At 61.1% G+C, this 23,745-nt stretch carries 21 protein-coding genes; 10 read left to right on the forward strand and 11 right to left on the reverse strand.

What is annotated here, in order from left to right; translation table 11 throughout:
• Nucleotides 1–8 precede the first annotated feature (8 nt).
• The gene (locus tag BG455_RS08910; RefSeq protein WP_143079903.1) at nucleotides 9–632 is read right to left on the reverse strand and encodes a hypothetical protein; all 624 of its coding nucleotides are present in this window, start codon (nucleotides 630–632) and stop codon (nucleotides 9–11) included.
• Nucleotides 633–637: 5 nt separating this feature from the next.
• Nucleotides 638–1,249 carry a ribonuclease D gene (locus BG455_RS08915; RefSeq protein WP_071469639.1) on the reverse strand — a complete coding sequence of 204 codons (612 nt, stop codon included), beginning with the start codon at nucleotides 1,247–1,249 and terminating at the stop codon, nucleotides 638–640.
• Between the two features lie 174 nt (nucleotides 1,250–1,423).
• Here BG455_RS08915 and trhA point away from each other — a divergent pair, with 174 nt between their 5' ends.
• Nucleotides 1,424–2,083, forward strand: a complete 660-nt coding sequence (gene trhA / locus BG455_RS08920) for a PAQR family membrane homeostasis protein TrhA (RefSeq protein WP_071469640.1) — start codon at nucleotides 1,424–1,426, stop codon at nucleotides 2,081–2,083.
• Here trhA and BG455_RS08925 read toward each other — a convergent pair.
• On the reverse strand, nucleotides 2,072–2,848 hold the full coding sequence (locus BG455_RS08925) for a glycerophosphodiester phosphodiesterase family protein (RefSeq protein ID WP_071469641.1): 777 nt from the start codon (nucleotides 2,846–2,848) through the stop codon (nucleotides 2,072–2,074). The genes trhA and BG455_RS08925 overlap by 12 nt on opposite strands.
• Before the next feature lie 503 nt (nucleotides 2,849–3,351).
• On the opposite strand from BG455_RS08925, the gene BG455_RS08930 reads away from it, so the two are divergent.
• From BG455_RS08930 to BG455_RS08955, 6 genes are all read left to right on the forward strand, one after another.
• A complete protein-coding gene (locus tag BG455_RS08930; RefSeq protein WP_071469642.1) occupies nucleotides 3,352–4,338 on the forward strand; it encodes an XdhC family protein in 987 nt (328 codons plus the stop codon).
• A 17-nt stretch (nucleotides 4,339–4,355) separates the two neighbouring features.
• Nucleotides 4,356–5,360, forward strand: a complete 1,005-nt coding sequence (locus BG455_RS08935; protein ID WP_342742042.1) for a molybdopterin-binding protein — start codon at nucleotides 4,356–4,358, stop codon at nucleotides 5,358–5,360.
• Between the two features lie 71 nt (nucleotides 5,361–5,431).
• Nucleotides 5,432–5,917 (forward strand): (2Fe-2S)-binding protein, encoded by a 486-nt coding sequence (locus tag BG455_RS08940; RefSeq protein WP_071469644.1) that lies wholly within the window; start codon nucleotides 5,432–5,434, stop codon nucleotides 5,915–5,917.
• A gap of 58 nt (nucleotides 5,918–5,975) precedes the next feature.
• Nucleotides 5,976–8,348: a xanthine dehydrogenase family protein molybdopterin-binding subunit gene (locus tag BG455_RS08945; RefSeq protein ID WP_071469645.1), complete on the forward strand. Its 2,373-nt coding sequence runs from the start codon at nucleotides 5,976–5,978 to the stop codon at nucleotides 8,346–8,348.
• 13 nt (nucleotides 8,349–8,361) lie between these two features.
• A complete protein-coding gene (locus tag BG455_RS08950; RefSeq protein WP_071469646.1) occupies nucleotides 8,362–9,150 on the forward strand; it encodes an FAD binding domain-containing protein in 789 nt (262 codons plus the stop codon).
• A gap of 115 nt (nucleotides 9,151–9,265) precedes the next feature.
• Entirely contained in the window at nucleotides 9,266–9,967 is a 702-nt protein-coding gene (locus tag BG455_RS08955; protein ID WP_071469647.1) for a glutathione S-transferase N-terminal domain-containing protein, read from the forward strand.
• Between the two features lie 72 nt (nucleotides 9,968–10,039).
• On the opposite strand, the gene BG455_RS08960 is transcribed toward BG455_RS08955, so the two are convergent.
• The 5 genes from BG455_RS08960 to BG455_RS08980 form a co-directional block, all read right to left on the reverse strand.
• Complete coding sequence (locus tag BG455_RS08960; RefSeq protein ID WP_071469648.1) at nucleotides 10,040–10,639, reverse strand: inner membrane-spanning protein YciB; 600 nt, start codon at nucleotides 10,637–10,639, stop codon at nucleotides 10,040–10,042.
• A 50-nt stretch (nucleotides 10,640–10,689) separates the two neighbouring features.
• Nucleotides 10,690–13,452 carry a hypothetical protein gene (locus tag BG455_RS08965; protein WP_071469649.1) on the reverse strand — a complete coding sequence of 921 codons (2,763 nt, stop codon included), beginning with the start codon at nucleotides 13,450–13,452 and terminating at the stop codon, nucleotides 10,690–10,692.
• Between the two features lie 123 nt (nucleotides 13,453–13,575).
• Nucleotides 13,576–14,865 (reverse strand): O-acetylhomoserine aminocarboxypropyltransferase/cysteine synthase family protein, encoded by a 1,290-nt coding sequence (locus BG455_RS08970; RefSeq protein WP_071469650.1) that lies wholly within the window; start codon nucleotides 14,863–14,865, stop codon nucleotides 13,576–13,578.
• 134 nt (nucleotides 14,866–14,999) lie between these two features.
• Nucleotides 15,000–16,145, reverse strand: a complete 1,146-nt coding sequence (locus tag BG455_RS08975) for a sulfotransferase family protein (protein WP_071469651.1) — start codon at nucleotides 16,143–16,145, stop codon at nucleotides 15,000–15,002.
• A gap of 40 nt (nucleotides 16,146–16,185) precedes the next feature.
• Nucleotides 16,186–17,433: a lytic murein transglycosylase gene (locus tag BG455_RS08980; RefSeq protein ID WP_071469652.1), complete on the reverse strand. Its 1,248-nt coding sequence runs from the start codon at nucleotides 17,431–17,433 to the stop codon at nucleotides 16,186–16,188.
• 167 nt (nucleotides 17,434–17,600) lie between these two features.
• Here BG455_RS08980 and BG455_RS08985 point away from each other — a divergent pair, with 167 nt between their 5' ends.
• A complete protein-coding gene (locus BG455_RS08985; RefSeq protein ID WP_111361271.1) occupies nucleotides 17,601–18,827 on the forward strand; it encodes a lytic murein transglycosylase in 1,227 nt (408 codons plus the stop codon).
• 32 nt (nucleotides 18,828–18,859) lie between these two features.
• Here the strand turns inward: BG455_RS08985 and BG455_RS08990 are convergent, their stop codons facing one another.
• The 3 genes from BG455_RS08990 to BG455_RS09000 form a co-directional block, all read right to left on the reverse strand.
• Nucleotides 18,860–19,177, reverse strand: coding sequence for a DUF6525 family protein (locus BG455_RS08990; RefSeq protein WP_071469653.1), 318 nt, complete (start codon nucleotides 19,175–19,177; stop codon nucleotides 18,860–18,862).
• 3 nt (nucleotides 19,178–19,180) lie between these two features.
• Nucleotides 19,181–20,392: a GTP-binding protein gene (locus BG455_RS08995; protein WP_071469654.1), complete on the reverse strand. Its 1,212-nt coding sequence runs from the start codon at nucleotides 20,390–20,392 to the stop codon at nucleotides 19,181–19,183.
• A 127-nt stretch (nucleotides 20,393–20,519) separates the two neighbouring features.
• Nucleotides 20,520–21,449, reverse strand: a complete 930-nt coding sequence (locus BG455_RS09000) for a class I fructose-bisphosphate aldolase (protein WP_071469655.1) — start codon at nucleotides 21,447–21,449, stop codon at nucleotides 20,520–20,522.
• Nucleotides 21,450–21,821: 372 nt separating this feature from the next.
• Here BG455_RS09000 and BG455_RS09005 point away from each other — a divergent pair, with 372 nt between their 5' ends.
• On the forward strand, nucleotides 21,822–23,135 hold the full coding sequence (locus BG455_RS09005; protein WP_071469656.1) for a tyrosine-type recombinase/integrase: 1,314 nt from the start codon (nucleotides 21,822–21,824) through the stop codon (nucleotides 23,133–23,135).
• Nucleotides 23,132–23,743, forward strand: a complete 612-nt coding sequence (locus BG455_RS09010; protein WP_071469657.1) for a hypothetical protein — start codon at nucleotides 23,132–23,134, stop codon at nucleotides 23,741–23,743. Before BG455_RS09005 ends, BG455_RS09010 begins: the two co-directional genes overlap by 4 nt.
• Nucleotides 23,744–23,745: the final 2 nt, after the last annotated feature.

The following is a 23,745-nucleotide window of genomic DNA, read 5'->3' on the forward strand; positions in this document are numbered from 1 at the left end:
GGACTCCTTCATTCATCTGGACGGTATATCAGCCTGACATTGCCCTTGAACGCAAGCAGATATCCGCCATCGGCCTGTGCCGAGTGCCGAAGTTCTACCGAATCTGCCGAAATCTCTCCGGCAGGGGCATCGCCTGATATACCGCCCAGCCCGCGCATATGGGTGGTCTGGATGGCGGAAATCAACTCTGGCATGGTCATGCGGTAGCCATCAGAGGTTTCCAGCACCACATCCCCGCGCAACAGGATTTCGTCTTCTGACTGGTCGATGCGCCCTTCTTGCGCCTGAAACAGTGCGACCCGTCCCGATGGAAACTGCAATTCGCCTTGCGGCATGTCCAGCCTCAGCAAAAGCGGGCCACTCTCGCGCAGATCCCCTGTAGAGCGTACGGACCGCGCCGATATCGTCAGCGCCGTGTCATCTTGTGTGACACCTGCAAATCTTGCCCCCCCCACGCGCGGCTCGCGGGTCAGTTCCTCAACATCTATATCCGACATTTCCACCGCGCGCTGCGGGTCCACCCCGCGCGACAGCAAGAATACTGTGGACAACAGCGCCAATGCGCCCAAGGGTAGCGCCAGTCGCAAAATACGGGCCAGATGCAGGCCAAAGGGGCCAAGGGGGCGGCGCATGGCCATTAATGCGAAAAGATATCGGTTTCCGGCCAACCCAGCAGATCAAGTTCCGCGCGGGTGGGCAGAAACGCGAAGCAGCGTTGCGCCAGATCGGTGCGCCCTTCGCGCGCCAGCATCCCGTCAAGCGTCTCCCTGAGTTTGTGAAGGTACAGCACGTCTGACGCGGCGTAGCTTTGCTGCGCATCGGTCAGTTTGCGCGCGCCCCAGTCCGAGCTTTGCTGTTGTTTCGAGATATCGACCCCCAGCAATTCGGACAGCAGGTATTTCAGCCCGTGCCGGTCGGTATAGGTGCGCACCAGCTTTGAGGCGATTTTGGTGCAATAGACCGGCGCTGTCGTCACGCCGTAGCTGTGCAGCAAAACTGCGATATCGAAGCGCCCGAAATGAAACAGCTTCAGCACGTTGGGATCGCTCAGAAGGCGCGTCAGGTTCGGGGCGGGCGCAATCTCGCGCGAGACCTGCACCAGATGCGCGCTGCCATCGCCGGATGACAGCTGCACCACACATAGCCTGTCGCGGTGCGGGTTCAGCCCCATGGATTCGCAGTCAATCGCCACGACCGGCCCCAGATCAAGCCCGTCGGGCAAATCGTCCATATAAAGATGGTTGCTCATCCTTGCCTCTTTCTCTGTGTCTATCGGCCTTTGCGGGTGGGCTAGGCGGGTTGGGTGTGAAAATCAAGCAATTTGCGCAAAGGTGCAGTTGACCCTTGGTCACGCGGGGCAAACGCGCGCGAATGCTTCGCATCGCGGATGTGGCGCGCTATCTGTAGGGCAGGAGCGTTTGTTATGCCAACACCCTTTGCGCCAAGAAATGGCTACAGCCCCGCCGAACAGCGGCTGGATGCGGTGATCCATATTGTGGGTGTGGGCGCGGCAGTGCTGGCTGTACCGTTTCTGATCTGGGCGGCATCCTTGCGCAGTATCGAGGCGGGGTCTGGCAGTTTTGTGCTGGGTGCCAGCATATATGCGGCCTGTCTTGTGGCGATGCTCTCTGCCTCGGCGCTGTATAATCTTGGGATCAGGCCAAGTCTGAACTGGCTTTTGCAGCGGATCGACCATGCCGCGATATATCTTAAAATTGCGGGAACCTATACGCCCTTCACGCTGATCACGGGGCAGGGGCTTGGGGTGCTGGCGGGGCTATGGGGCGCAGCGGCGGTCGGGGTGGCGCTGAAGCTTTTCTCGCCCGTGCGGTTCCGGATTGCAGCGCTGGCGTTATACTTGGGCATGGGCTGGGCCAGCGTGGTGATTCTGCCCGCGCTTGCGCAGACATTGCCCGTGGCGACGCTGGTGCTGATGGTTCTGGGCGGGCTGGTCTATACCACAGGGGTGCTGTTTTACCTGTGGACGCGGCTGCCCTATCACTTTGCGATCTGGCACATCTTCGTGCTGGTTGGCAGTTTTCTGTTCTATGCGGCGGTCATGGTCTTGCTGCTAGCGGGCTGATGAGGGCCACGCGCCGCGCGTGATCAGGACATCGCGCAGCATGGTGGGGCGGTCGGTCATAAGTCCATCCACGCCCATATCCAGCAGCTGCACCATTTGCGCGCGGTCATTCACTGTCCAGACCTGCACCGCGACCCCTGCCTGATGTGCCGCGCGCACAAAGCGCGGGGTAACCACCGGCACCCCTTTCCAGACCGCGGGCACCTGCACCACGCGGAAATCGGCAAGTGCCAGTGGCAGGCCCCAGCCGCGCGCCCAAAGCCGTGCGACCTGGGCATGGGCGGGCGACCACAACAGGCGCGGGCCAAGAAGGGCGCGGGCCTGCGCTGTGCAGGCAGGGTCAAACGCGCCGATGCTGACACGCTCTGTCGCGCCCAGCCGCTGGATCAGCGCGCAAAGCGGGGCGACAACCGCGCGCGACTTTGCCTCGATGGCAAGGCAGATGTCCGGATAAGCTGCCAGCAGGTCTTCCAGCCGCGGAATCTCTGCGCCGCCACGGCTGCGCAGTTTGCGCAGATCGGCATAGTCCATCTGCGCGACCAGCCTTGGATCGTTGAATATCCGGTTCAGATCGGGGTCGTGATGGATCACAACCTCACCGTCACGCGTGGCATGAACATCCAGTTCCATATGCGTATAGCCCAATGACACCGCATGCGAAAATGCAGGCATGGTGTTTTCCTCACCCTCCAGCGCGCCGCCGCGATGCGCAATGGCCATAGCGGTAGGAGAGGTCAGGAACAGGGATGTCTCAGCATGGGTCATGCGCGTATCTTCACCGGATTTGTGCCTTTGTCGAGGGGCGGGACCACAAGAAAAACATATACAAGAGTGATGTTTTCAGTGTCTATGAAGATTGACATGGATCATTTTGACGCGTTTCAACCTGCGCTAGCTTTCTGTGATCTTCATCGGAAGGACGGATATGCCTGACACATTCCAATCGTTCTCAGAGGTAAAGCCCCGTCGCATTTGTCGGACGTCTGCATTGCGTGAAAACGCCATTCTCATGCTGGCATTGAAGTCCCTCGCCGATGTAAAGGCCGCGCAAGATGCAAGCTGGCCCTGTCGCGTGCGCCCGACACAGCACTTTGCACCCCAGACAGACCCGTCATCGCGGCAGGATTTTTCTTCCTGATCTGGCCTGCGCCAAACGATACCGCGCGGCAGATCATGCTGCGTGCCATCCGACAAAGATCGCATTTGCCAAGCTGATTATTACCTGCCATCTTCCCCCAAGTTTCGGGCGGTGAGGGGAGGCGCGCGCTATGGAGGTCCGTTTTGACCAGATACCAGAGATCGCGCTGGAGTGGCATGACGCCGGTCGCGGTGCTGTGTTGGCGACTGTTGTGCAGACTTGGGGTTCTGCGCCGCGTCAGGCGGGCAGCCAGCTTGCGATTTCCGGCGCGGGCGAGATTATGGGCTCTGTCTCGGGCGGGTGCGTGGAAGGTGCTGTGGTCGTCGCCGCGCTGGATGCGCTGGCCGATGGCCAGCCGCGCCTGCTGAGCTTCGGGGTGGCCGATGAAACCGCGTTTGAAGTGGGGTTGGCCTGCGGCGGCACCATCGAGATTATGGTTGAACCTGTGGGCGACGATAGCCCCGCTTTGCCTGTGGCCCTGCTGCGCGAGATTGTCACGGCGCGCGCCAGCCGCGCGCCCGTGGCCTGCGTGACAGATCTGGGGGATTGGACGCGTCATCTGTCCACACCAGATAACCCCGATCTGGCCGAGCGATTCCGCCTTGACCGCTCAGGCCGCGATGATCTGGGGCATATGGTGGCCTTGCACAACCCGCCTTTGCAACTGGTGGTGGTGGGGGCTGTGCATATTGCGCAAGCCCTGCTGCCAATGGCGCGGCTTGCGGGCTATGCGCCTGTGCTGGTCGATCCGCGCGACTCTTTCGCCTCTGAGCTGCGATTCCCGGGCGAGACATTGATCCATGACTGGCCTGACGAGGCGCTGGCCGCACTTAAGCCGGATGCGCGCACGGCGGTTGTGACGCTGACACATGATTCCAAACTTGATGACCCCGCCATCATTGCGGCGCTGCAATCCGATGTGTTCTATCTTGGCTGCCTCGGGTCTACGCGCACCCATGCCAAGCGGTTGGACCGGCTGCGCGCCGCCGGGTTGAGCGAGGCGCAACTGGCCCGCATTCATGCGCCTGTGGGGCTGAATATCGGGGCGCGCACGCCTGCTGAAATCGCCCTTGCCACATTGGCGCAGATCACAAGCGCGTTGCGGGGACCGAAATGAGATTTGGCCCTGTTGCAGTGCCCGATGCGGCCGGCGCTATTCTTGCGCATTCCGTGGGGCTGGGGCCAAAGCGCTTGCGCAAGGGCAGGGTGCTGGAGGCCGCAGATATAGAGGCGCTGTGTGCCGCAGGCTATGCCGAGGTGACTGTCGCGCGGCTGGACACAGATGATCTGCATGAAGATGATGCGGCCCTTGCCTTGGCGCGTGCGTTGGTCCCCGACCCGCAGGCGGCAGGGCTGGCGCTTAATCCTGTCGGGACAGGCCGTGTCAACATCGTGGCCCAAGGGCCGGGGCTGCTGGCGGTGAATGCGGCCCTTGTGCATGCTGTCAATGCCATTGACCCCGCAATCACTGTGGCCACCCTGCCAGACCTTATGCGCGTCGAGCGCGGCGCGATGGCGGCCACTGTCAAGATCATTGCCTATGGTGTTGCTGCCTCTGCGGTCACGCGGGCCTGCGGGGCGGGGCGGGGCGCGTTGCGCCTTATGCCGCCTGTCCTGCGCCGCGCCAGCCTGATCCAGACGCAGGTGCAGCCCGGCGAGGATGGCGCCAAAGGCCACGCTGTCACGGCCGCGCGGCTGGAACGGCTGGGCGTAACGCTTGACCCGCTGTGCCTTGTGCCGCATCAGATCGACCCTTTGGCGCAGGCGTTGCAGCAGGCGCAGGGCGAGGTTGTGCTGATTCTGACCGGCTCTGCCACCTCGGACCTGCATGATACCGCACCAGAGGCTTTGCGCCGCGCGGGCGGGCATGTGGTGCATTTCGGCATGCCGGTAGACCCGGGAAATCTGCTGTTTCTGGGTTACTTGGGCGCGCGGCCTGTCATCGGACTGCCCGGTTGCGCCAAAAGCCCCGCATTGAACGGGGCTGATTGGGTGATGGAACGGATTATCTGCGGCCAGCAGGTCACTGCCGCCGATATTATGGCCATGGGCGTGGGGGGCCTGCTTAAGGAAATACCGACCCGCCCCCGCCCGCGCAGGCAGGGAGAACCCGCGCAGCCCGATCGCGCCCAAGACTAAGCCCAAGGTCGCATAGGCGAGGGTAAAAAACCGTGTTTAACTGCACTCAGGATAATAAACGGGAGGAATTTATGTCTCAGGTGAAAATGAAGGTAAATGGCCGCGAGGTCAGTGCCGATGCAGAAGGGCGTACGCTGCTGTCCAGCTATCTGCGCGACCTGCTGGGCCTGACGGGAACGCATGTGGGCTGCGATACCAGCCAATGCGGGGCCTGTGTGGTGCTGGTCAATGGCAAGGCGGTCAAATCCTGCACTGCTTTCGCCGCCGATCTGGACGGGGCCGAGGTGACAACAGTTGAAGGCATGGCCAATCCCGATGGCAGCCTTGGGACGATCCAGCAAGCGTTTCAGGATTACCACGGCTTGCAATGCGGCTTTTGCACCCCCGGTATGGTCATGTCCACTGCCGCCCTTCTGGCCGACAACCCCAAGCCCTCTGAAGAAGAGGTGCGCCATTACCTTGAAGGCAATATCTGCCGCTGCACCGGCTATCAGAACATCGTGCGCGCAGTGATGGCAGCCTCGGGGCAGGACGCAGGCGCGCTTGCGGCAGAATAAATCCATTGGGTGCATGCCCTAGCCATGCACCAGCATCAGATTTCTTGAGGAGGAAGAAATGCCCAAAGATGACGGCATTGGCGCCAGCACCAAACGGCGCGAGGATATCCGGTTTCTGACAGGGAACGGCAAATACACCGATGACATCAACCTGCGCGGGCAAAGCTTCGTGCATTTCCTGCGTTCAGACGTGGCACATGGGCGGATCAAGGGAATTGACACTGCCGCCGCTGAGGCGATGCCCGGCGTGCTCAAGGTTTTCACATCGGCCGATTTCGAATCTGCGGGCGGCATTCCTTGCGGCTGGCAGGTGACGGACCGTTTCGGCGAAGTGATGCAGGAACCCAAACACCCGATTCTGGCCGAAGGCAAGGTGCGCCATGTGGGCGACCCCATCGCAGCTGTCGTCGCGGAAACCTATGAACAGGCGCGCGATGCCGCCGAAGCGATCGAGGTTGACATCGAACAGCTGGAAGCTGTCGTCGATATGAAAGCCGCGCTGGCCGAAGGCGCGCCCAAGGTGCATGACGATCTGACGTCGAACCTGTGCTATGACTGGGGCTTTGTTGAAGAAAACAAAGACGCGGTACATGCGGCGTTCGAGAGTGCCGCGCATGTGGTGTCACTGGAATTGACCAATAACCGCCTTGTCGCCAACCCGATGGAGCCGCGCGTGGCCGTTGGCGATTACGACCCGTGGGGTGATAGCCACACGCTCTATACCACCAGCCAGAACCCGCATGTGATCCGGCTGCTGATGGGCGCGTTTGTGCTGAATATCCCCGAACATAAACTGCGCGTTGTGGCGCCGGATGTGGGCGGTGGTTTTGGCTCCAAGATTTATCACTATGCCGAAGAAGCCTTTTGCACTTATGCCGCGAAAGTGCTGAAACGCCCTGTGAAATGGACCTCATCGCGTTCAGAGGCGTTCATCTCGGACGCGCATGGGCGCGACCACAAGACCAAGATTGAACTGGCGCTGGATGCAGACCATAATTTCACCGCGCTGCGCACCGAATCCTATGCCAATATGGGCGCGTATCTGTCCACCTTCGCGCCGTCCATTCCCACATGGCTGCATGGCACGCTGATGGCGGGCAACTACAAAACCCCGCTGATCTATGTGAACGTCAAGGCAGTGTTTACCAATACGGTGCCAGTCGATGCCTATCGCGGCGCTGGGCGGCCAGAAGCCACCTTCCAGATTGAACGACTGGTCGACAAGGCCGCGCGCGAACTGGGCGTGGACCCGATCGAATTGCGGCGCAAGAACTTCATCAAGGCGGATCAATTCCCGTATCAGACGCCGGTTGCGGTGGTCTATGACACCGGCAATTATGACGCCACGATGGACAAAATGCTGGAGCTGGCAGATTACGCCAATTTCGACAAACGCGCGGAAGAGAGCAAAGCACGCGGCAAGCTGCGCGGCTTTGGCATCGCGCATTATATCGAGGCATGTGGCATTGCACCATCCAACCTTGTGGGCCAGTTGGGCGCGCGGGCGGGGCTGTACGAATCTGCCTCGGTTCGGGTGAATGCGACCGGCTCGATCTCGGTCTATACGGGCAGCCACAGCCACGGGCAGGGGCATGAAACCAGCTTTGCCCAAGTCGTGGCCGAGATGATCGGGGTGGATGCGACCAGCATTGAAATTCACCATGGCGACACGTCCAATACACCGATGGGCATGGGCACTTACGGCTCTCGCAGTCTTGCGGTGGGCGGGTCGGCCATTGTGAAGGCCACGAATAAGATCATCGACAAGGCCAAGAAAATCGCGGCCCATCTGCTGGAAGCAGCGCCTGAAGATATCGAGCTGAAAGACGGCAAGTTCAGCGTGGCGGGCACGGATAAATCTGTCGATTGGTCAGGCGTGACGCTGGCGGCCTATGTGCCGCACAACTACCCGCTGGAAGACCTTGAACCGGGGCTGGAAGAAACAGCGTTTTATGATCCGTCGAACTTCACTTACCCATCGGGGGCCTATGGCTGCGAGATCGAGTTGGACCCGGAAACCGGCAAGATCGACATTCTGCGCTTCATCGCGGCAGATGATTTCGGCAATATCGTCAATCCGATGATTGTTGAAGGTCAGGTGCATGGCGGGCTGGCTCAAGGGATCGGGCAGGCGCTGATGGAAAACTGTGTCTATGACGATCAGGGCCAGCTGCTGTCCGGCAGCTTCATGGATTACGCCATGCCCCGCGCCGATGATGTGCGCGGCTTCACGGTGGATCATAGCTGCATCACGCCTTGCACGCATAACCCGCTGGGGGTGAAGGGCTGCGGTGAAGCAGGCGCGATAGGCTCGCCCCCTGCGGTGGTCAATGCGGCCATCGACGCGCTGCACCGCGCAGGCCACACCCATGTCACCCATATCGACATGCCCCTGACGCCTTCGCGCGTCTGGGCGGCCATGAAAGCTTGAGGTAGGATCACACATGCATAATTTCGAGTTCGTAAAACCCTCTAGCGTGGCCGAAGCGGTGGCCGCACTTGCCAGCGAGGAAGCCCAGCCCCTGTCGGGCGGGCAAACCCTGATCCCGTCGATGAAGGCACGGCTGAATGCGCCGGAAACGCTGGTCAGCCTGATGGGAATTGCCGAGATGCAAGGCGTCTGCCCGGACGCGGGCAGCCTCGTCATCGGGGCTGCTACACCCCATGCAACTGTCGCGGCAGAGGCGGCCAGCCACTTCCCCGGTCTTGCCGCCCTTGCAGGCCAGATCGGCGATCCTGCGGTGCGCAATCGCGGCACCTTGGGCGGCAGTCTGGCCAATAACGACCCCTCTGCCTGCTATCCGGCAGCGGCACTTGGCACAGGGGCCACAATCGTCACCAATGCGCGCGAGATTGCGGCCGATGACTATTTTCAGGGCATGTTCACCACTGCGCTGGAAGAGGGCGAGATCATCACATCGGTGCGCTTTCCCATTGCCGAGAAATCGGCCTATGCGAAATTCCTGCAACCCGCGTCACGCTTTGCGCTGACAGGGGTGTTTGTGGCGAAATACGCATCCGGCGTACGGGTGGCGGTGACAGGGGCATCGGAAAACGGGGTGTTCCGCTGGGCCGAGGCAGAAGCGGCCTTGTCGCAGAATTTCTCTGCAGATGCGATTGCCGAGCTGACCTGTCCGTCAGACGAGATGATCTCGGACCTGCATGGCACGCCGGAATACCGCGCGCATCTGGTGGGTGTCATGACCCGCCGCGCGGTGGCGGCAGCGCGCTGACACATGGTGTAATCACAGCTGACAAGAGGGCCGCTTTGGCCCTCTTGTCACTTTGCGCCTTGGAATTTCGTCCCAGATGCTTAGCTTGTGCAGCAAGCATCTGACAGGAGAGTTCATGACCATCGATCTGCATTACTGGCCCACGCCCAATGGCTGGAAGATTTCCATCGCACTGGAAGAAATGGCGCTGCCCTATGACGTGCATTACGTCAATATTGGCGCGGGCGACCAGTTCAAGCCGGATTTCCTGAAAATCGCGCCCAATAACCGCATGCCTGCGATCACCGATCCGGACGGGCCAGATGGCGCGCCGATCTCGATGTTTGAGTCGGGCGCGATTTTGCAATATCTGGCCCGCAAGACAGGGCAGTTCGGTGGGCGGACCGAGCGCGACCGCATTGCTGTGGATCAATGGCTGATGTGGCAGATGGGCGGGCTTGGGCCAATGGCGGGGCAGGCGCATCACTTCCTGAAATACGCCCCCGCAATGGACCCACCCCAAGACCTGCCCTATGCCAAGGACCGCTACCGCAATGAGGTGGCGCGCCTGCTTGGTGTTCTGAACACACAACTGGCCGAAAATGACTATGTCGCGGGGGCAGACTATAGCATTGCGGATATGGCGATCTGGCCTTGGGCTATTTTGTGGGAGGGCCAAGAGCAGACGCTGGACGACAAGCCCCATCTGGCCCGCTGGCTGGATCTGGTTGGCGCGCGGCCGGCGGTCGTGCGGGGGCGCGCGCTTGGCGACGAGAAACGCTCGAACCTTCAGGCCGACCGCGAGGCGCAAAAGGTTCTGTTCGGCAAACGGGAGTGAGGGGACAATCAGCGAGGCGCCGGGTCAAGCCCGGCGCGCCGTCGTGCCGGGCTTGACCCGGCACCTCGCCGCTCAGTCGTTGAAATCGCGCTTGTAGCGCTCGAACAATTTTGCCTGTGCCATGAAAAACCCGAACAGTGCCAGCGGCAGCACAAATGTGCGGAAATTCACCCAGGCATCTGTGGTCATGGTGCGCCACACAAATTCGTTGGCGCAGGCCATTGCCGCGAACATCAGCGCCAGCCGTTTGGTCAGCAGCATCCAGCCGTCATGGGTCAGCGGCAAGGCGCCCTCCATCACCAGTTCCAGCCAGCTTTGACCACGGGTCAGCCCAAGCCCCAGCAGCAGCGCGAAGATCGCATAGACTGCAGTGGGTTTCATCTTGAAAAACCGCTCGTCATTCAGCCAGACTGTCAGCCCGCCAAAAACCACGACCATGATCAAGGTCACCAGTTGCAACCGGCTGAGCCGTCCTGACAGTTTCCACAAGACAAATGTTGCCAGCGCCATCAGCGGAATGAACGCCGCTGTCAGCAGAATGAACGCGTCATATTCGGTGCCGCCAAGCGTGTAGCTTTGCCCGCGTGTGGTGATATAGCCTGCAAAAAACAGGAATACCGGCCCAAGTTCCAGCCCGATCTTCACAGCGGGGGAGACCTGCTTCTCTGACATGATGTTTTCCTGCTTGTTTCTGGCCATGCCGCTTTATTGCGGCTGAAGGGTCAGGATGCAATGCGCAACACAACATTGCGTCCGCGCCGTGTGTAGCGCAGCTCGTCATCGCCAATGGCGGTGACCTGTCCGCCATCCAGTGTCTCGCCCACGCGCACAGTGACCACACGCCCGTTCGACAGCCGCACCAATGCGCGCCGGCTAGAGCTGGTTCCCATCACCCCCAGCAGGTTGATCTGGCGCAGATTGATTGCGCGCGCTTGTGTTGCCTCGCGCGCGACAGAGGCCGAACTGGGGATTGCAGGCGCAGCGGGCACGGCTGCGCGCGCGGTCTGGATCGGCTCGGGTTGTTGTGAGGGGGCAGGAGCTGCGGCGGGTTGTGCATTGCGCAAGGTGCGCTGCACGATTGCCGAAAACTGGCTTGGCCGCGCGCCGGGCCGCAATGAGGCGGCAACCGCCAGATCTGTCGCAGTTTCAAAACTGGCGCTCTGTGTTGTGTCCGCGTCCGGCAAATCCGCGGCCAAAGCGGTGGGGCGCGCGGCAGGGCGCAGGGCCGTCAGGGAAATCCCCCCGAGAGAGGGGGCGCTCAGTGCGGCCTCATCGCCCGCGCCGGTGTCGTCACTTGCAGGCTCGGGTGCTTCGGGTGCGGTTTCGGTGGCCTCGGGCGCAATCTCTTCGGGTTGTGGCTGCGGGGCTATGCCTTCGGGGCGGGTGGGCGGCGTTGCGGCAGGGCGGCCGGATGTGACAGAAATCTCCAGCGCGCTTTCATCGAGCGGGTCAGCGGGGGTGGCCTGCGCCTCTTGCTCCGAGGTGGCCTGTGCCAGCGCTTGGGCGATTGCATCCGCCTCGGCCGCGGCTTCCAGTTCGGGGGCCAAGCCTTCGGGCCGCACTGGGGGCACGACTGCAGGCGCGCCATCCGAGACGGTTATATCCAGCGCCTCCTCGCCTGCGGGCAGGGCGGCGGCGGTCTGGCCAACCGGCGCTGCATCGCCGTCAAGGTCAAGCTCAGGTGCTGCGTCTTGTGGCGCTGCGCCGCGCAGTGGCGCAAGCGGTTCAGACCCGAATGGCGCGGGCGCTGCGGGGGGGGCGGGCAGCGGCGTTGCTTCTTGCGGTGCCAACAGCGCGACAGAGCGCAGCCCCGCTATGCGCCCGCTTTGAATCTCCTGCGCGCCCGGCGCTGTGGCATCGGGGGCCTGCGCGACAGGCCCTTCCGAAACCGGATCTGCTATCGGCGCGTCAAGCGGGGCTTGCTGCGCGGCATCTTCCACACCAAGTGCGGCCTCTATGTCGTCCAGCGGCGTTGCATTTTCCAGCGAGGTTGCCAGTTCTGCGGGCGCGGTGATTTCAGGGTCCAGTGCAATGGCCTGCGCGGGGTCATCGGCCAGTTGCAGCCCAGCCGGTTGCGTGGCGATGAAATAGGCCGCCCAGATCGCGGCAGCGACAAGCAACAACCCCACGCCCCCCAGAACAAGCAAGGCCCGGTTCATGCCTGAGGGCGCTGTGTCCTGATGGTTGCGCGCGCCGAAAATAGTCATACGCTCGGCTTCGCTGCTATGCTCGCGCTCTTGCCCGCCGCGCGCATGCAAAGTCTCGATCGGGCTTTTGCGCGCGGATTGTGCTGGCGACGGAGGGGGCGCAGCAGGGGTTGTGGTCTTTGGTTTCGCAGCCTTCAGCGCCACAGCCTTGGCGGTGGCGGCTTTTCCGGTTTTCACCAAAGGCGACACCCATGCCTTTGCCATGGACGTTACGGCCGCGCTGCCTTCCACTGGGGCATCGCGCGTGCCGCGTTGCATGGCAGAGCTGAGCGCGGCTTGCGCGATGCGTGCCTTTGCGCGCAGCCGCGACGACAGATCGCGCGCGCCTGATGCGGCTTTTTTGGGGGCGGGCTGCGCCGCGCTGTCGCTGCGGCGCGACCGGAAAGAGGCAATATTCGCAGCAGTGCCGGGTGCATCTTTTGGTGCGGCGTTTGCCGGGGGCGGCGTAACGGTTTTTCCTACTGGCTGTGCCTGTGCCGCGGGTTTGGTCGCACCGGCTTTGGCGGCGAGGTCCGTTTTCTGCGCAGGGGCCGCTGATGGGGCGGGATTGGCCTGTGCTTTGGTCGCTGCCTTCGCGCCCGAGGGGGGCGTGGTGGCGGGCGGCTTGGAGGCAGTGTCGGAGGATGCACCCGCCGCCGCGCCAGCAGCTTTCGCGGCATCGGGCTGTGCATCCACCCTGGCGCGTGCGGGGGGGGATGCGGGGATGACGGGTTCCGGATCTGGCAGGCGGGCTATGCCCACCTCGATCACAGGTTCTACATCCCGCTCGATCTCGGATATATTGGGCACAGTCTTGCGCGCGGCCCGCGTGGTGCCGAAAAACGGCTCTGTCTGCGTTGCGCCATGTCTTGCTGCGGCAACCGCGGTGATGGGGTTCAGCCCATAGAGCTGTGCAAAATCTTCCGCCTCGACAAGGGTTTCGCGCGCGACGACCACTGCTTGCGCCCTGCGCCCGTTCAACGACCAGTCAAAGACCAACTCTTCAACAGGGTAGGGCGTGCGCCCTGCAAGTTGGGCGCGCAGTTCTTGTTCCTGCGCCTCTGGTGTGGCGCTGGTCACGGCAAGGTCGCAATACAGGATCTGCTCGTCCGGGATGACAAGCTTGGTGCGCACCCCCTCTGGCGCGATTATAGCCGCCATGCGCGACATGTCGCGCATCTGGGCATCCATATCGGGTGTATCCAGCGCCACAGCACCGACGCGCAACCATCCGGTTGCGTCGCGGTGCCAGAGTGTGACCCCATCTTCAGTCAGGCCAAGTGCGAAATTCGGTTTCATGCAGAGGCTTTAGCACAATTGATAAACAAAACGGGAGTCACAATACACTCATCTGCAAGTCTAGCGCAAAAACTCGCCCATTGCACAGTTAAAACGCGCAATGGGCCTGTGCATAGCCTGTGGTCAGGCGCAGGCTTTGGTTAGTGCCTGATCCAGATCGGCGATGATGTCATCCGCATCTTCCAGACCGATGGACAGGCGCACCACATCAGGGGCGGCGCCAGCTGCTTTTTGCTGGTCTTCGGTCAATTGCCGGTGGGTTGTCGATGCGGAGTGGATGATCAACGACCGTGTATCGCCCAGATTGGCCACATGGCTGAAAAGATTGACTGAATCTATCAGCTTCACGCAGGCCTCATACCCGTCTTTCAGCGCGAAGGTGAACAGCGACGACGCCCCTTTGGGGCAGATGCGGCTGACGCGGTCGAAATAGGGCGAAGAGGGCAGTCCGGCATAGGTCACACGCGCGACCCGTTCATCCTGTTCCAGCCATTGCGCAACCTTGACCGCATTTGCGCAATGGCGGTCCATACGCAGCGAAAGTGTCTCGATCCCCATCAGCGTATAATGTGCCGCTTGGGGGTTCAGGGTCATTCCCAGATCGCGCAACCCGATGGCAATCGCGTTGAAGGTAAAGGCCAACGGGCCAAAGGTTTCATGGAATTTCAGCCCATGATACGCAGGTTCAGGCTGCGAAAGTGCAGGGAATTTGTCACTCGCCGACCAGTCGAATGTGCCAGAATCAACGATAACGCCCCCCGTGACAGTGCCGTTGCCTGTCAGATATTTGGTCATGGAATGCACAACCAGCGTTGCGCCATGGTCTATCGGGCGGCACAGATAGGGGGTGGCGGTGGTGTTATCCACGATCAGCGGCACGCCTGCGCGGTTGCTGATTGCGGCAATTGCATCCAGATCGGTGATATACCCCCCCGGATTGGCGATGGATTCGCAGAACACCGCGCGGGTGTTGTCATCTATCGCGGCCTCGACCGCTTCCAGATCATCGAAATCCACGAATTTTGCCGACCAGCCAAAGCGCTTGATCGTGTGGCTGAACTGCGTGACAGTTCCGCCATATAGCCGGTTGGACGCCACGACATTCATGCCCGGTGCCATCAGCGGGAACAGCGCCATAAGCTGCGCAGCATGCCCAGAGGAACAGCAAACCGCCCCTGCACCCCCTTCAAGGGTTGCCATGCGTTCTTGCAGCGCGGCAACTGTCGGGTTGGTCAGGCGCGAATAGATATAGCCCACCTCTTGCAGATTGAACAACGCGGCGGCGTGGTCTGCGTCCCGAAACACAAAGGCGGTGGTCTGGTAGATCGGCACTTGCCTTGCGCCTGTCGCGGGGTCTGGGCGCGCTCCGGCATGAATTTGCAACGTGTCGAACCCGGGTGTTTTCTCAGCCATGCGTGTCTCCTCCGATACACAGTTTCGCGCCAGAGGCTACGCCAGCGGGGTGCCCAACGCAATTCCGCTTTTCACCATTCGCAGGAGTTCTTTCGGGCCACGAAACGGGCTTGCGGCCTGTGACAGGGAAAACCCTAGTCCTGCCCTTTGGGGGATGGCACAAGGCTGCGCCCCCATTTATCAAGAATCATGGGTCTGTAATTCATCCACGCCGCTGCAATCCGGGGCGTAAGGGATTGGCGCGCTTGCCATTTCGACAGGGTGCGCAGATCGCTTGTCGCATCTTGGGGTCTTGCCATGGCATCGGTCCATGACAGCCCCAGTTGCGCAAGGCAGGGGGCAAGGGGGATGTGCGGCGCTTTGGCCAGCGCGTCCAGTTCGATGACATGCCATTGCGCACCCGCGCGGGCGCGCCACGCGTCCGTCATGGCCTTGTAGCGGTGATAATGCGCCCAAAGGGTGGGGAAATCGGTACTATAGGCATGGCCTTGGCCGAAATCATTACGAAAGCAGCTCCAGCATACGGCAAGGGGGGCGCGCCGGGTTTCCAGCACCAGCGCATCGGGAAAGATCATGGGGATCAGCCAGCCAAGCCAGTAATTCTCGGGCATTTTGTCAACGATGACAGGCGCATTCGGGGCCAAGGGCACCACTTCGGCCAGATAGGCCTTGCGCAGGGCGGACAGCCTGTCTGGCGTCATGGTCTGGATGAAGCGCGGCAAATTCGGCTCGATCGCGTGCAAGGCGCGGCCAAGCGCGGTCATTTCCCCCACCGATTGAATATCGGGGTGCTGGCCCAGCACTTGCGCCAGAACCGAGCTGCCAGAGCGCGGCATGCCAATAATAAACACCATGCGCGGGCCAGTGGGGGCAAGCTGCATTTGGGGCGCCTCTGCCACAGCCTGCAGCGTGGCCTTGACCAGCCGCGCCTGCGCGTCTGCATCGAATTGCACGGGTTTCAACGCATTGGCGCGCAGGAATGCAGCAAAGGCGGCGGTGTGATCGCCGATATCATCCAGCCCCTTGCCCAGCATGAACTGCACCTGACTTGCCAGCATCGGGGGCATCTGCGCCTTGCTGCGCGCGAATGCGCGCAGGCGCAGCAACACCGGATCATCCGGCGTGACGCGGGTGACCGACATATAGGTTTGCAAGGCCCCGATCACGCCCGGATCATGCGCAAACACCCGCAGACACAGCGCGCGCGCGGCATCGAATTCGCCCTGCGCGGCATGTTTTTGGGCCTGTTCCAATGCGGCTTTGATCTGGGAAATCTGCATAAAATAAAAGGCTTTACAGGGGGGGGGGCGGCTAGCCGCGTCAGGTTTGCGTGCGCAACTGCTCCAGCATTGCGCGCGAGGGTTGACCCGTTACAGTTTGCCCTCGGGCCTGTTGCCATGCACGGATCGCAGATTCCGAATTCGGTCCGATCACCCCATCCGCGCCCTGTGTGTCAAAGCCCGCCTGCGTCAGACGGCGCTGGATTTCCTGCCGCTCGCCCAGCCGCAGGCCAAAGCGGTCGGGCTGGAAGTTCCCACGGATCGGGCCGCCACCGCGTAATCTGTCGGAAAGATGCCCAATTCCAATGACATAAAACTCGGAGTTATTGTAACGCGTTAACACTGTGAAGTTTCTGAAAGTCATAAAGGCAGGCCCGCGCGGCCCGTCGGGTATGATAATGGACGCCGCGCCATGGTCTGCAACCGCGCGCCCGTCCATGTCGCGCACGCCTGCATTGGTCCATGCCGCGACCGCGCGCGAAGACCCGCGCCCGGTGCTGCCCATGTCAAACCCCTCTGGCAGGCGCACTTCCACCCCCCAAGGCTGGCCGCGCGTCCAGCCCATGCGCGACAGGTAATTGGCGGCAGAGGCCAGCGCATCGCTTGGGTCTTCCGACCAGATGTCGCGCCGCCCGTTGCCGGTAAAATCGACCGCATATTCCTGATATGTCGTGGGGATGAACTGGGTATGGCCCATCGCCCCTGCCCAAGAGCCGCGCAGATTGGCGGTGCTGGTATCGCCGCGCTGCAAGATGCGCAGGGCAGCCAGCAGCTGCTGTTCAAAAAACGCCCCGCGCCGCCCGTCAAAGGCCAGTGTTGCCAGTGCCGAGATGACGGGAATATCGCCGCGTTCCGTGCCATAGCGCGATTCCAGCCCCCAGATGGCAGTGATCACTTCAGCCTCGACCCCGTAGCGCGCCGAGATCGCGTTCAGCGTGCTGCCATGGCGCGACAGGGCCGCGCGCCCGCCTGCAAGGCGCTCGGGCGACACGGCAATGCCAAGGTAGTCTTCCAAGGTGCGGGTAAATTCCGTCTGCCTGCGGTCGCGTGCAATCACATCTGGCAGGAACCCCGCACTGTTCAGCGCAGGATCAACGATAGAGGGGGGAATGCCCGCCGCTGTGGCGCGGCCCCTGAATTGCGCTTTCCAGCTGTCAAAGGCAGGGTTTGCCTGTGCGCGCATCGGGGCTGGTCGTGCAGGCGCGCTCATCTGTACACCGCCCCCTGCACAGGCTGACAAAGACAGGGCAGACAGCCCCAACAAACAAAACCTTCTGGAAAGATACATGACACTGCGCGCCCCGTTTATGGTGTTTTCATAACTCTATCCGATTGTGCACAGGCTGTTAAGCGGTGCCGGTTGGTTATCGGCAGTATTCCCCGATCTTTCGCGCTTCGGGCTTGGTGAGACCCGACGCCGCGGTTAGCATCTGGAAAAGTGTATGGGAGTATCTGATGACGCGTCTGCTTGCCCTTGTTCTGATCATGTCCCTGCCCGGATGCGTGGCTGCGAATGTCGAAACCTCGCCCCGGCCAGAGGCGCGCGGCGAAAGCCGTGGCAGCGCGCAATCTGGCGATTTCAGCACTTGGCTGCAAGGGTTTGAGGGGCGCGCGCGCGCCGCAGGCATTTCTCAGGCCACCATCGCGCAGGCCCGCCCCCAGATGCAGTATTTGCCCCAGTCCATTGCCTTGGACCGCCGCCAAAGCGAGTTTGGCGCGCGGGTGTGGGAATATATGGACAGCGCTGTGACCTCTGGCCGGATCGTGCAAGGGCAGGCGGCGATGCGCCAGCATGCGGGCGTGCTGGCGCGGATCGAGGGGCGCTATGGTGTGCCGCCGGAAGTGGTGGTGGCGATCTGGGGGATCGAGACATCTTTCGGGGCCAATCGCGGCGCGACAAACACATTGGCCACGCTTGCAACACTGGCCAAGGACGGGCGGCGCGGTGCCTTTTTCGAGGGGCAGTTGATCGATGCGCTGAAGATCGTGCAAGCGGGCGATATTCGCGCAGACGCGATGATCGGGTCTTGGGCGGGGGCGTTCGGGCATACGCAATTCATGCCCTCCAGCTATCTGACCTATGCGGTGGATTTTACCGGCAACGGGCGGCGCGATGTCTGGGGGGCGGACCCCAGCGATGCGCTGGCCTCTGCCGCGAATTATCTGGCGCGGCGGGGCTGGACGCGCGGCCAGCTTTGGGCGGTTGAGGTGACACTGCCTGCGGGGTTTGACCTTGGCGCAACAGGCCAGCGCCAGAGTGCCGAGGCATGGGGCAGGGCGGGCTTGCGCCCTGCGGGGGGCGGGGCGCTGGCTGTGGGGGCGTCGCGCCTGATCCTGCCCGGTGGCGCGCGCGGGCCTGCGCTTCTTGCCTATGACAATTACGATGTGTTGAAGGAATATAACATATCAGATGCCTATGTGCTGGCGCTGGGGCATTTGTCGGACAGGTTGCGGGGGGGCGGGGCGTTGCGCGGGCAATGGCCGCGCGGCGACCGCGCGCTTTCGTTGGCAGAGCGCACCGAATTGCAGCGCAGGTTGACGGCACTGGGCCATGACACGGCAGGCATAGACGGGCGCATCGGCCCTGCGACGGTCGCGGCGGTGCAGGCATGGCAAAGATCAGTCGGTTTGCCGCCGGATGGCTATATCAACGCCGATATTCTGGCGCGGCTGCGCAGCTGACAGGCTGGGCAGGGCGCCTGCGAGGTTCCGGCTCAGGGCCGGAACTGTGTTGCACGTCTGGCAGGGCGGAGGGGCGAATTGGCAGGCGTTGCGGCGGGGTGCAGGCTGCCCCAGATATGGGCTGAATCCCGTGCAATGCAACGCGCCTCTAGCCGGGAGAGGTGCGCGCGGGCATGGTCTGTGTCGCCACCCGTTTGCTGCAATGCGGTCTGCCAATGCCGGAGCGCGGATGTCGCACTCCATGGCAGAGCGGCCGTTGCCAGCCATTGCCGCAATTCGCGCGGCAGGCGGTCGAACTGCGCCATGGGCGAATGCCTGCGGCCCAAACCTGTATTGATGTTGCGCGCCATTGCTTAGGCCACCTTGCGCTGGCCCCATTGCGGGAACGGATCGATCAGGGTTGTCCATTGATCGGGGGCGAACCCTTCTGCCGTCAGCAAACAGGCATCGAGCGCTGCTGTAATGGCGGCCTTGTCCATGCCCGCGCCGATAAACACCAGTTCCTGCCGCCGGTCGCCCCATGGCTCGACCCAGTTTTCGCGCATTTTGGCCAAGGCCTCGGGGTGGTCGGGCCAGCGCTCGCGCGGGACGGCTGCCCACCAGCCCCCCAAGGGCGTAACGCTGGACATCGCCCCAGCAAGCGAGAATTCAGCCACCCAGTTGGGCCGTGTGGCCACCCAGAAATGCCCCTTCGCACGAATCACGCCGGGCAGATCGCCATTGAGGACAGCATGCACCTTGGCCGGGTCAAAGGGCTGGCGTGCGCGGTAAACGAAGCTGGAGACGCCGTATTCCTCGGTTTCGGGGACATGATCGGCAAAACCGTAGAGTTCCTTGGCCCAGAGCGGGTGTTCATGGGCTGTTTCGAAATCAAAGAGGCCGGTGTCGAAAATACGCTCTGCCGCGACTTGGGAATGGTCGGTTTCAATCAGTTCGGCATAGGGGTTCAGCGCCTTGATGATCTTGCGCGCGGCATCCGCGCGCTCGTGCCCGGCATCACTGACCTTGTTCAGCAAAATGACATTGGCGAATTCGATCTGTTCTGTCAGCAGGGTGACAAGACTGCGCGCATCGTCTTCGCCCAATGTCTGGCCCCTGTCAGACAGGAAATCATGGCTGGAGAAATCTTTGAGCAGATTGACCGCATCCACCACTGTGACCATTGTATCCAGGCGGGCGACATCCGTCAGGCTGTCGCCGCCCTCGTCCCGAAATTCGAATGTTGCGGCAACTGGCAAGGGTTCAGAGATGCCGGTGGATTCGATCAGCAGATAATCAAAGCGCCCTTCAGCTGCCAGTCTGCGCACCTCGGCCAGCAGGTCGTCGCGCAGGGTGCAGCAGATGCAGCCATTTGACATTTCAACCAGTTTTTCCTCGCCGCGCTTCAGGTCCACACCTGCCGCGATCAGATCGGCGTCGATATTCACTTCGGACATGTCATTGACAATGACGGCAACGCGCCGCCCGTCGCGGTTGTTCAGCACATGGTTCAGCAGGGTCGTTTTGCCCGCGCCCAGAAAGCCTGAGAGAACTGTGACGGGCAGTCGGGGGGCTGGGGAGGACATGATGGCATCCTTAAATGTTATTACATAACATAACAAATAGCGGCGGGGCTGTCAGGGTGCAAGGGGGGAAATGAAAAGCGCGCGCCAGTTGGCGCGCGCGGTCTGCTGTTTGCGTGGCAGTGGCAGATTATGCCTTGCCCTTGTAGATTTCGACCAGCTTGGCAAGCATCGACAGCGCCTCGTCACGCGGGCGCTGGAAGCTGTTACGCCCGATGATCGAGCCATTGCCGCCGCCATCGCGGATGGCGCGCGCATCGTCATAGACCGAATCCGCGCCTTTTTTGGCCCCGCCCGAGAAGACGACAATGCGCCGCCCATTGAAGCTGGCCTGCATGCAATGCTTCACGCGGGCTGCCTGTGTGGCGATGTCGATCTGCTGGTCTTCATAGACCTTTTTGGCCTCTGGCAGCATCAGGTGATCGGTAGACAGTTTGATCTTGATGACATGCGCGCCCAGAAGGGCTGCAATTTGGGCGGCATATGCCGCCACGTCAATGCCGGTTTCCCCGTCTTTGGTGATCGCCTCGCCGCGCGGATAAGACCAGATCACAGTGGCAATGCCCTTGGCGGCGGCTTCCTCGCGCATGGCCGAGATTTCCTCGAACATGTCCAGCGCGCAATCACTGCCGGGATAGATGGTAAAGCCGATGGCCGCACAGCCAAGGCGCAGCGCATCGTCGACCGACGCTGTAATGGCCTGATTCTTGCCTGCCGTATCGGACATCAGCGAATTGGCAGAGTTCACTTTCAGAATGGTGGGTATCTGGCCTGCATAGGTGTCGGCGCCCGCCTCGATCATGCCCAAGGGTGCGGCATAGGCATTCAGCCCTGCATCCAGCGCCAGTTGGTAATGGTAATGCGGGTCATAGGCTTCGGGGTTTGCGGCAAAGGTGCGCGCAGGCCCGTGTTCAAACCCCTGATCGACCGGCAGAATGATCATCTTGCCAGTGCCGCCAAGTTTGCCCTGCATCAGCATGCGGCACAGATTGGCCTTTACGCCGGGGGTTTCGCCTTCGTAATTTGCAAGTATCTTCTGAACAATGCGGGTTGCGCGCATGAGTCTGCTCCTGTCCGGTGGTTATTTTCAAGCAGGGTTAATCCGCAGCTTGCGGCAAAACAATGACGAAGGCGCGGCGTTTTGAGAAAGTAGCGCAAACATCGGTGCGATTGCCAAAGATCGCGCGGCACAAATGGGGCGATCTGCAGCAAGTCTGGGGGGAGGGCGCGGGCCGGATATTGGAGCGGGTGAAGGCGTTCTAACTGGGGTAAAATGCCGTAACATGCTGTCACATAAAGCATTGAAAAATAAAAAGAATAAAAATTCCTTGTCGCCTTCTGTTGCATCCAGTAACACCCAATGTTATATTTTTTGTGGGGTATGATTGCGGGTGCAATTTGCCATGTTGGAGTTGAAAGGCGGAATCGAACCATGCCGAAGAAAGCAAGAGAGCTATCAGCCAAGGAAGTGCGCGACCTGAAACACCCCGGCAAGGGGCGGAACGTGGTCTTTCCAGTTGGAGGCGTCGCTGGCCTGCTGTTGCAGATCACGCCGACCGGCGCGCGATCATGGTTGATTCGCACCACAGTTGGAAGCCGCCGCCGTGATATTGGTCTGGGCGGTTTTCCTGATGTGACACTCGCACAGGCGCGAGAGAGGGCCAGAGAGGCCAAGGACGCGATCCGACAGGGCATTGACCCCGTGGAGCAAAGGAAGGCCGCACGCGCGGCGCTGGTGGCCGCACAGGCGCGGGGGCTGACCTTCAAGGAAGCTTGGGAACGGTTTTCAGCGCAGAAGGTGAAAGAGTTTTCAACAGATCGATACAGGGGGCAATGGAAAGCAACCGTTGAAACATACGCCTTGCCGGAACTGGGGAAGATGCTGGTCGCAGATATCACGTTGCAGGATATCTTGCGCGTGCTGCAACCGATCTGGGATGACAGAACCGTAACGGCAGTGAAGGTGCGCGAGCGCGTGGAAAAAACATTGGCATGGGCAACGGTAAACGGGCATCGAGAGGGGCCAAATCCGGCAGCATGGCGCGGCAATCTCGAAATGGTGCTGACCGCGCCTTCCAAGGTTTCAGGCGCAAAGAATTATCCCGCATTACAGATCGATGATGCGGGGCGCTGGTGGCAGGCATTACAGGCGCGCGATGGCATGGGCGCAAAGGCGCTGGCCTTTCAAGCGATGACCGCGACACGATCCGGCGCGATCCGCTTTGCGACTTGGGATGAAATCGATCTTGCGAAACGCCTTTGGACAATCCAGCCGGGGCGGCAATCGTCAAAGATACCCGCAAACGAGAGTGCAAAGCGCATTCCTTTGACTGATGACATGGTGGCGCTTCTGGAAGCCTTGCCAAGGGCGCAGGGTAACGATCTTGTATTCTGGGCACCCAAAGGCGGGGCGCTATCCGATGCAACGCTGGCAAAGGTTATGCGCACGATACACGAGGCCGATCAGAAAGCTGGTGGCAAGGGCTATGTGGACGCCGCGACAGGTGAAGCCGCTGTGCCGCATGGGCTGCGCAGTTGTTTCAGATCATGGGTTGCAGAGCGCACCGGCTTTGATGCTGACATGGCCGAAATCGCGCTGTTTCACAAAGTGGGCAGCAAGGTGCAACAGGCTTATGATCGATCCGATCAGGTGGATAAGCGGCGCGGCATGATGCAGGCATGGGGCGACTTCCTGCATGGGCGCGCGGCTGAAAAGGTGGTGCAGCTACAGGGGGCGCGGGGATGACTTGGATTGATGAAGATGTGCATTTATTTGTTGCAGGCGTTGAAGCTGAAACCGGCGTTAAACTTGATGCGATCTTTCGCAAAGAATTCGCCAAACATGCAAGGCAAGATTGCGCTACCCAATTTTGCGAAACCGTTTCCCTCGCATTGCACATGATCCACACAAACCGCAAGCAAGTCGCAGATGAGGACGGGAAAGCCATTGCAATGTCAAACAGGGCGCATGAAATCCGAGAGGCTGCAAAGGCATTGAATAGCGCTCTTGCGGCTATTGGTAAATACGAGACAGACGACGATCCAAGCCAAGAGCATATTCTTGAAGGAAGGATTAACGGCACGGGCCTTGTGAAATTATCGCAAGAATGCACAGCGCGATTGATACAGCATTGCGATACTGTGCTGGATTTTCACGGAAAAGATCGTGGTGGGCAGAGCCGAAGCGCAGATATTGCAGGCGTTTTGATGATTGCCAGTGCTTGGCGTGACCACACTGGAAAAGAGCCGCGCGCCAAGGGAACATTCGGGGCTTTTCTGAATTCGGTTTTGTCTGAAATCGGCTGGTCTGAAATCGCGCCAAACACTCTACAAAGCTGGATGAATAGTCAGTGAAC

Source organism: Roseinatronobacter thiooxidans (genome assembly GCF_001870675.1).
Lineage (GTDB): Bacteria > Pseudomonadota > Alphaproteobacteria > Rhodobacterales > Rhodobacteraceae > Roseinatronobacter > Roseinatronobacter thiooxidans.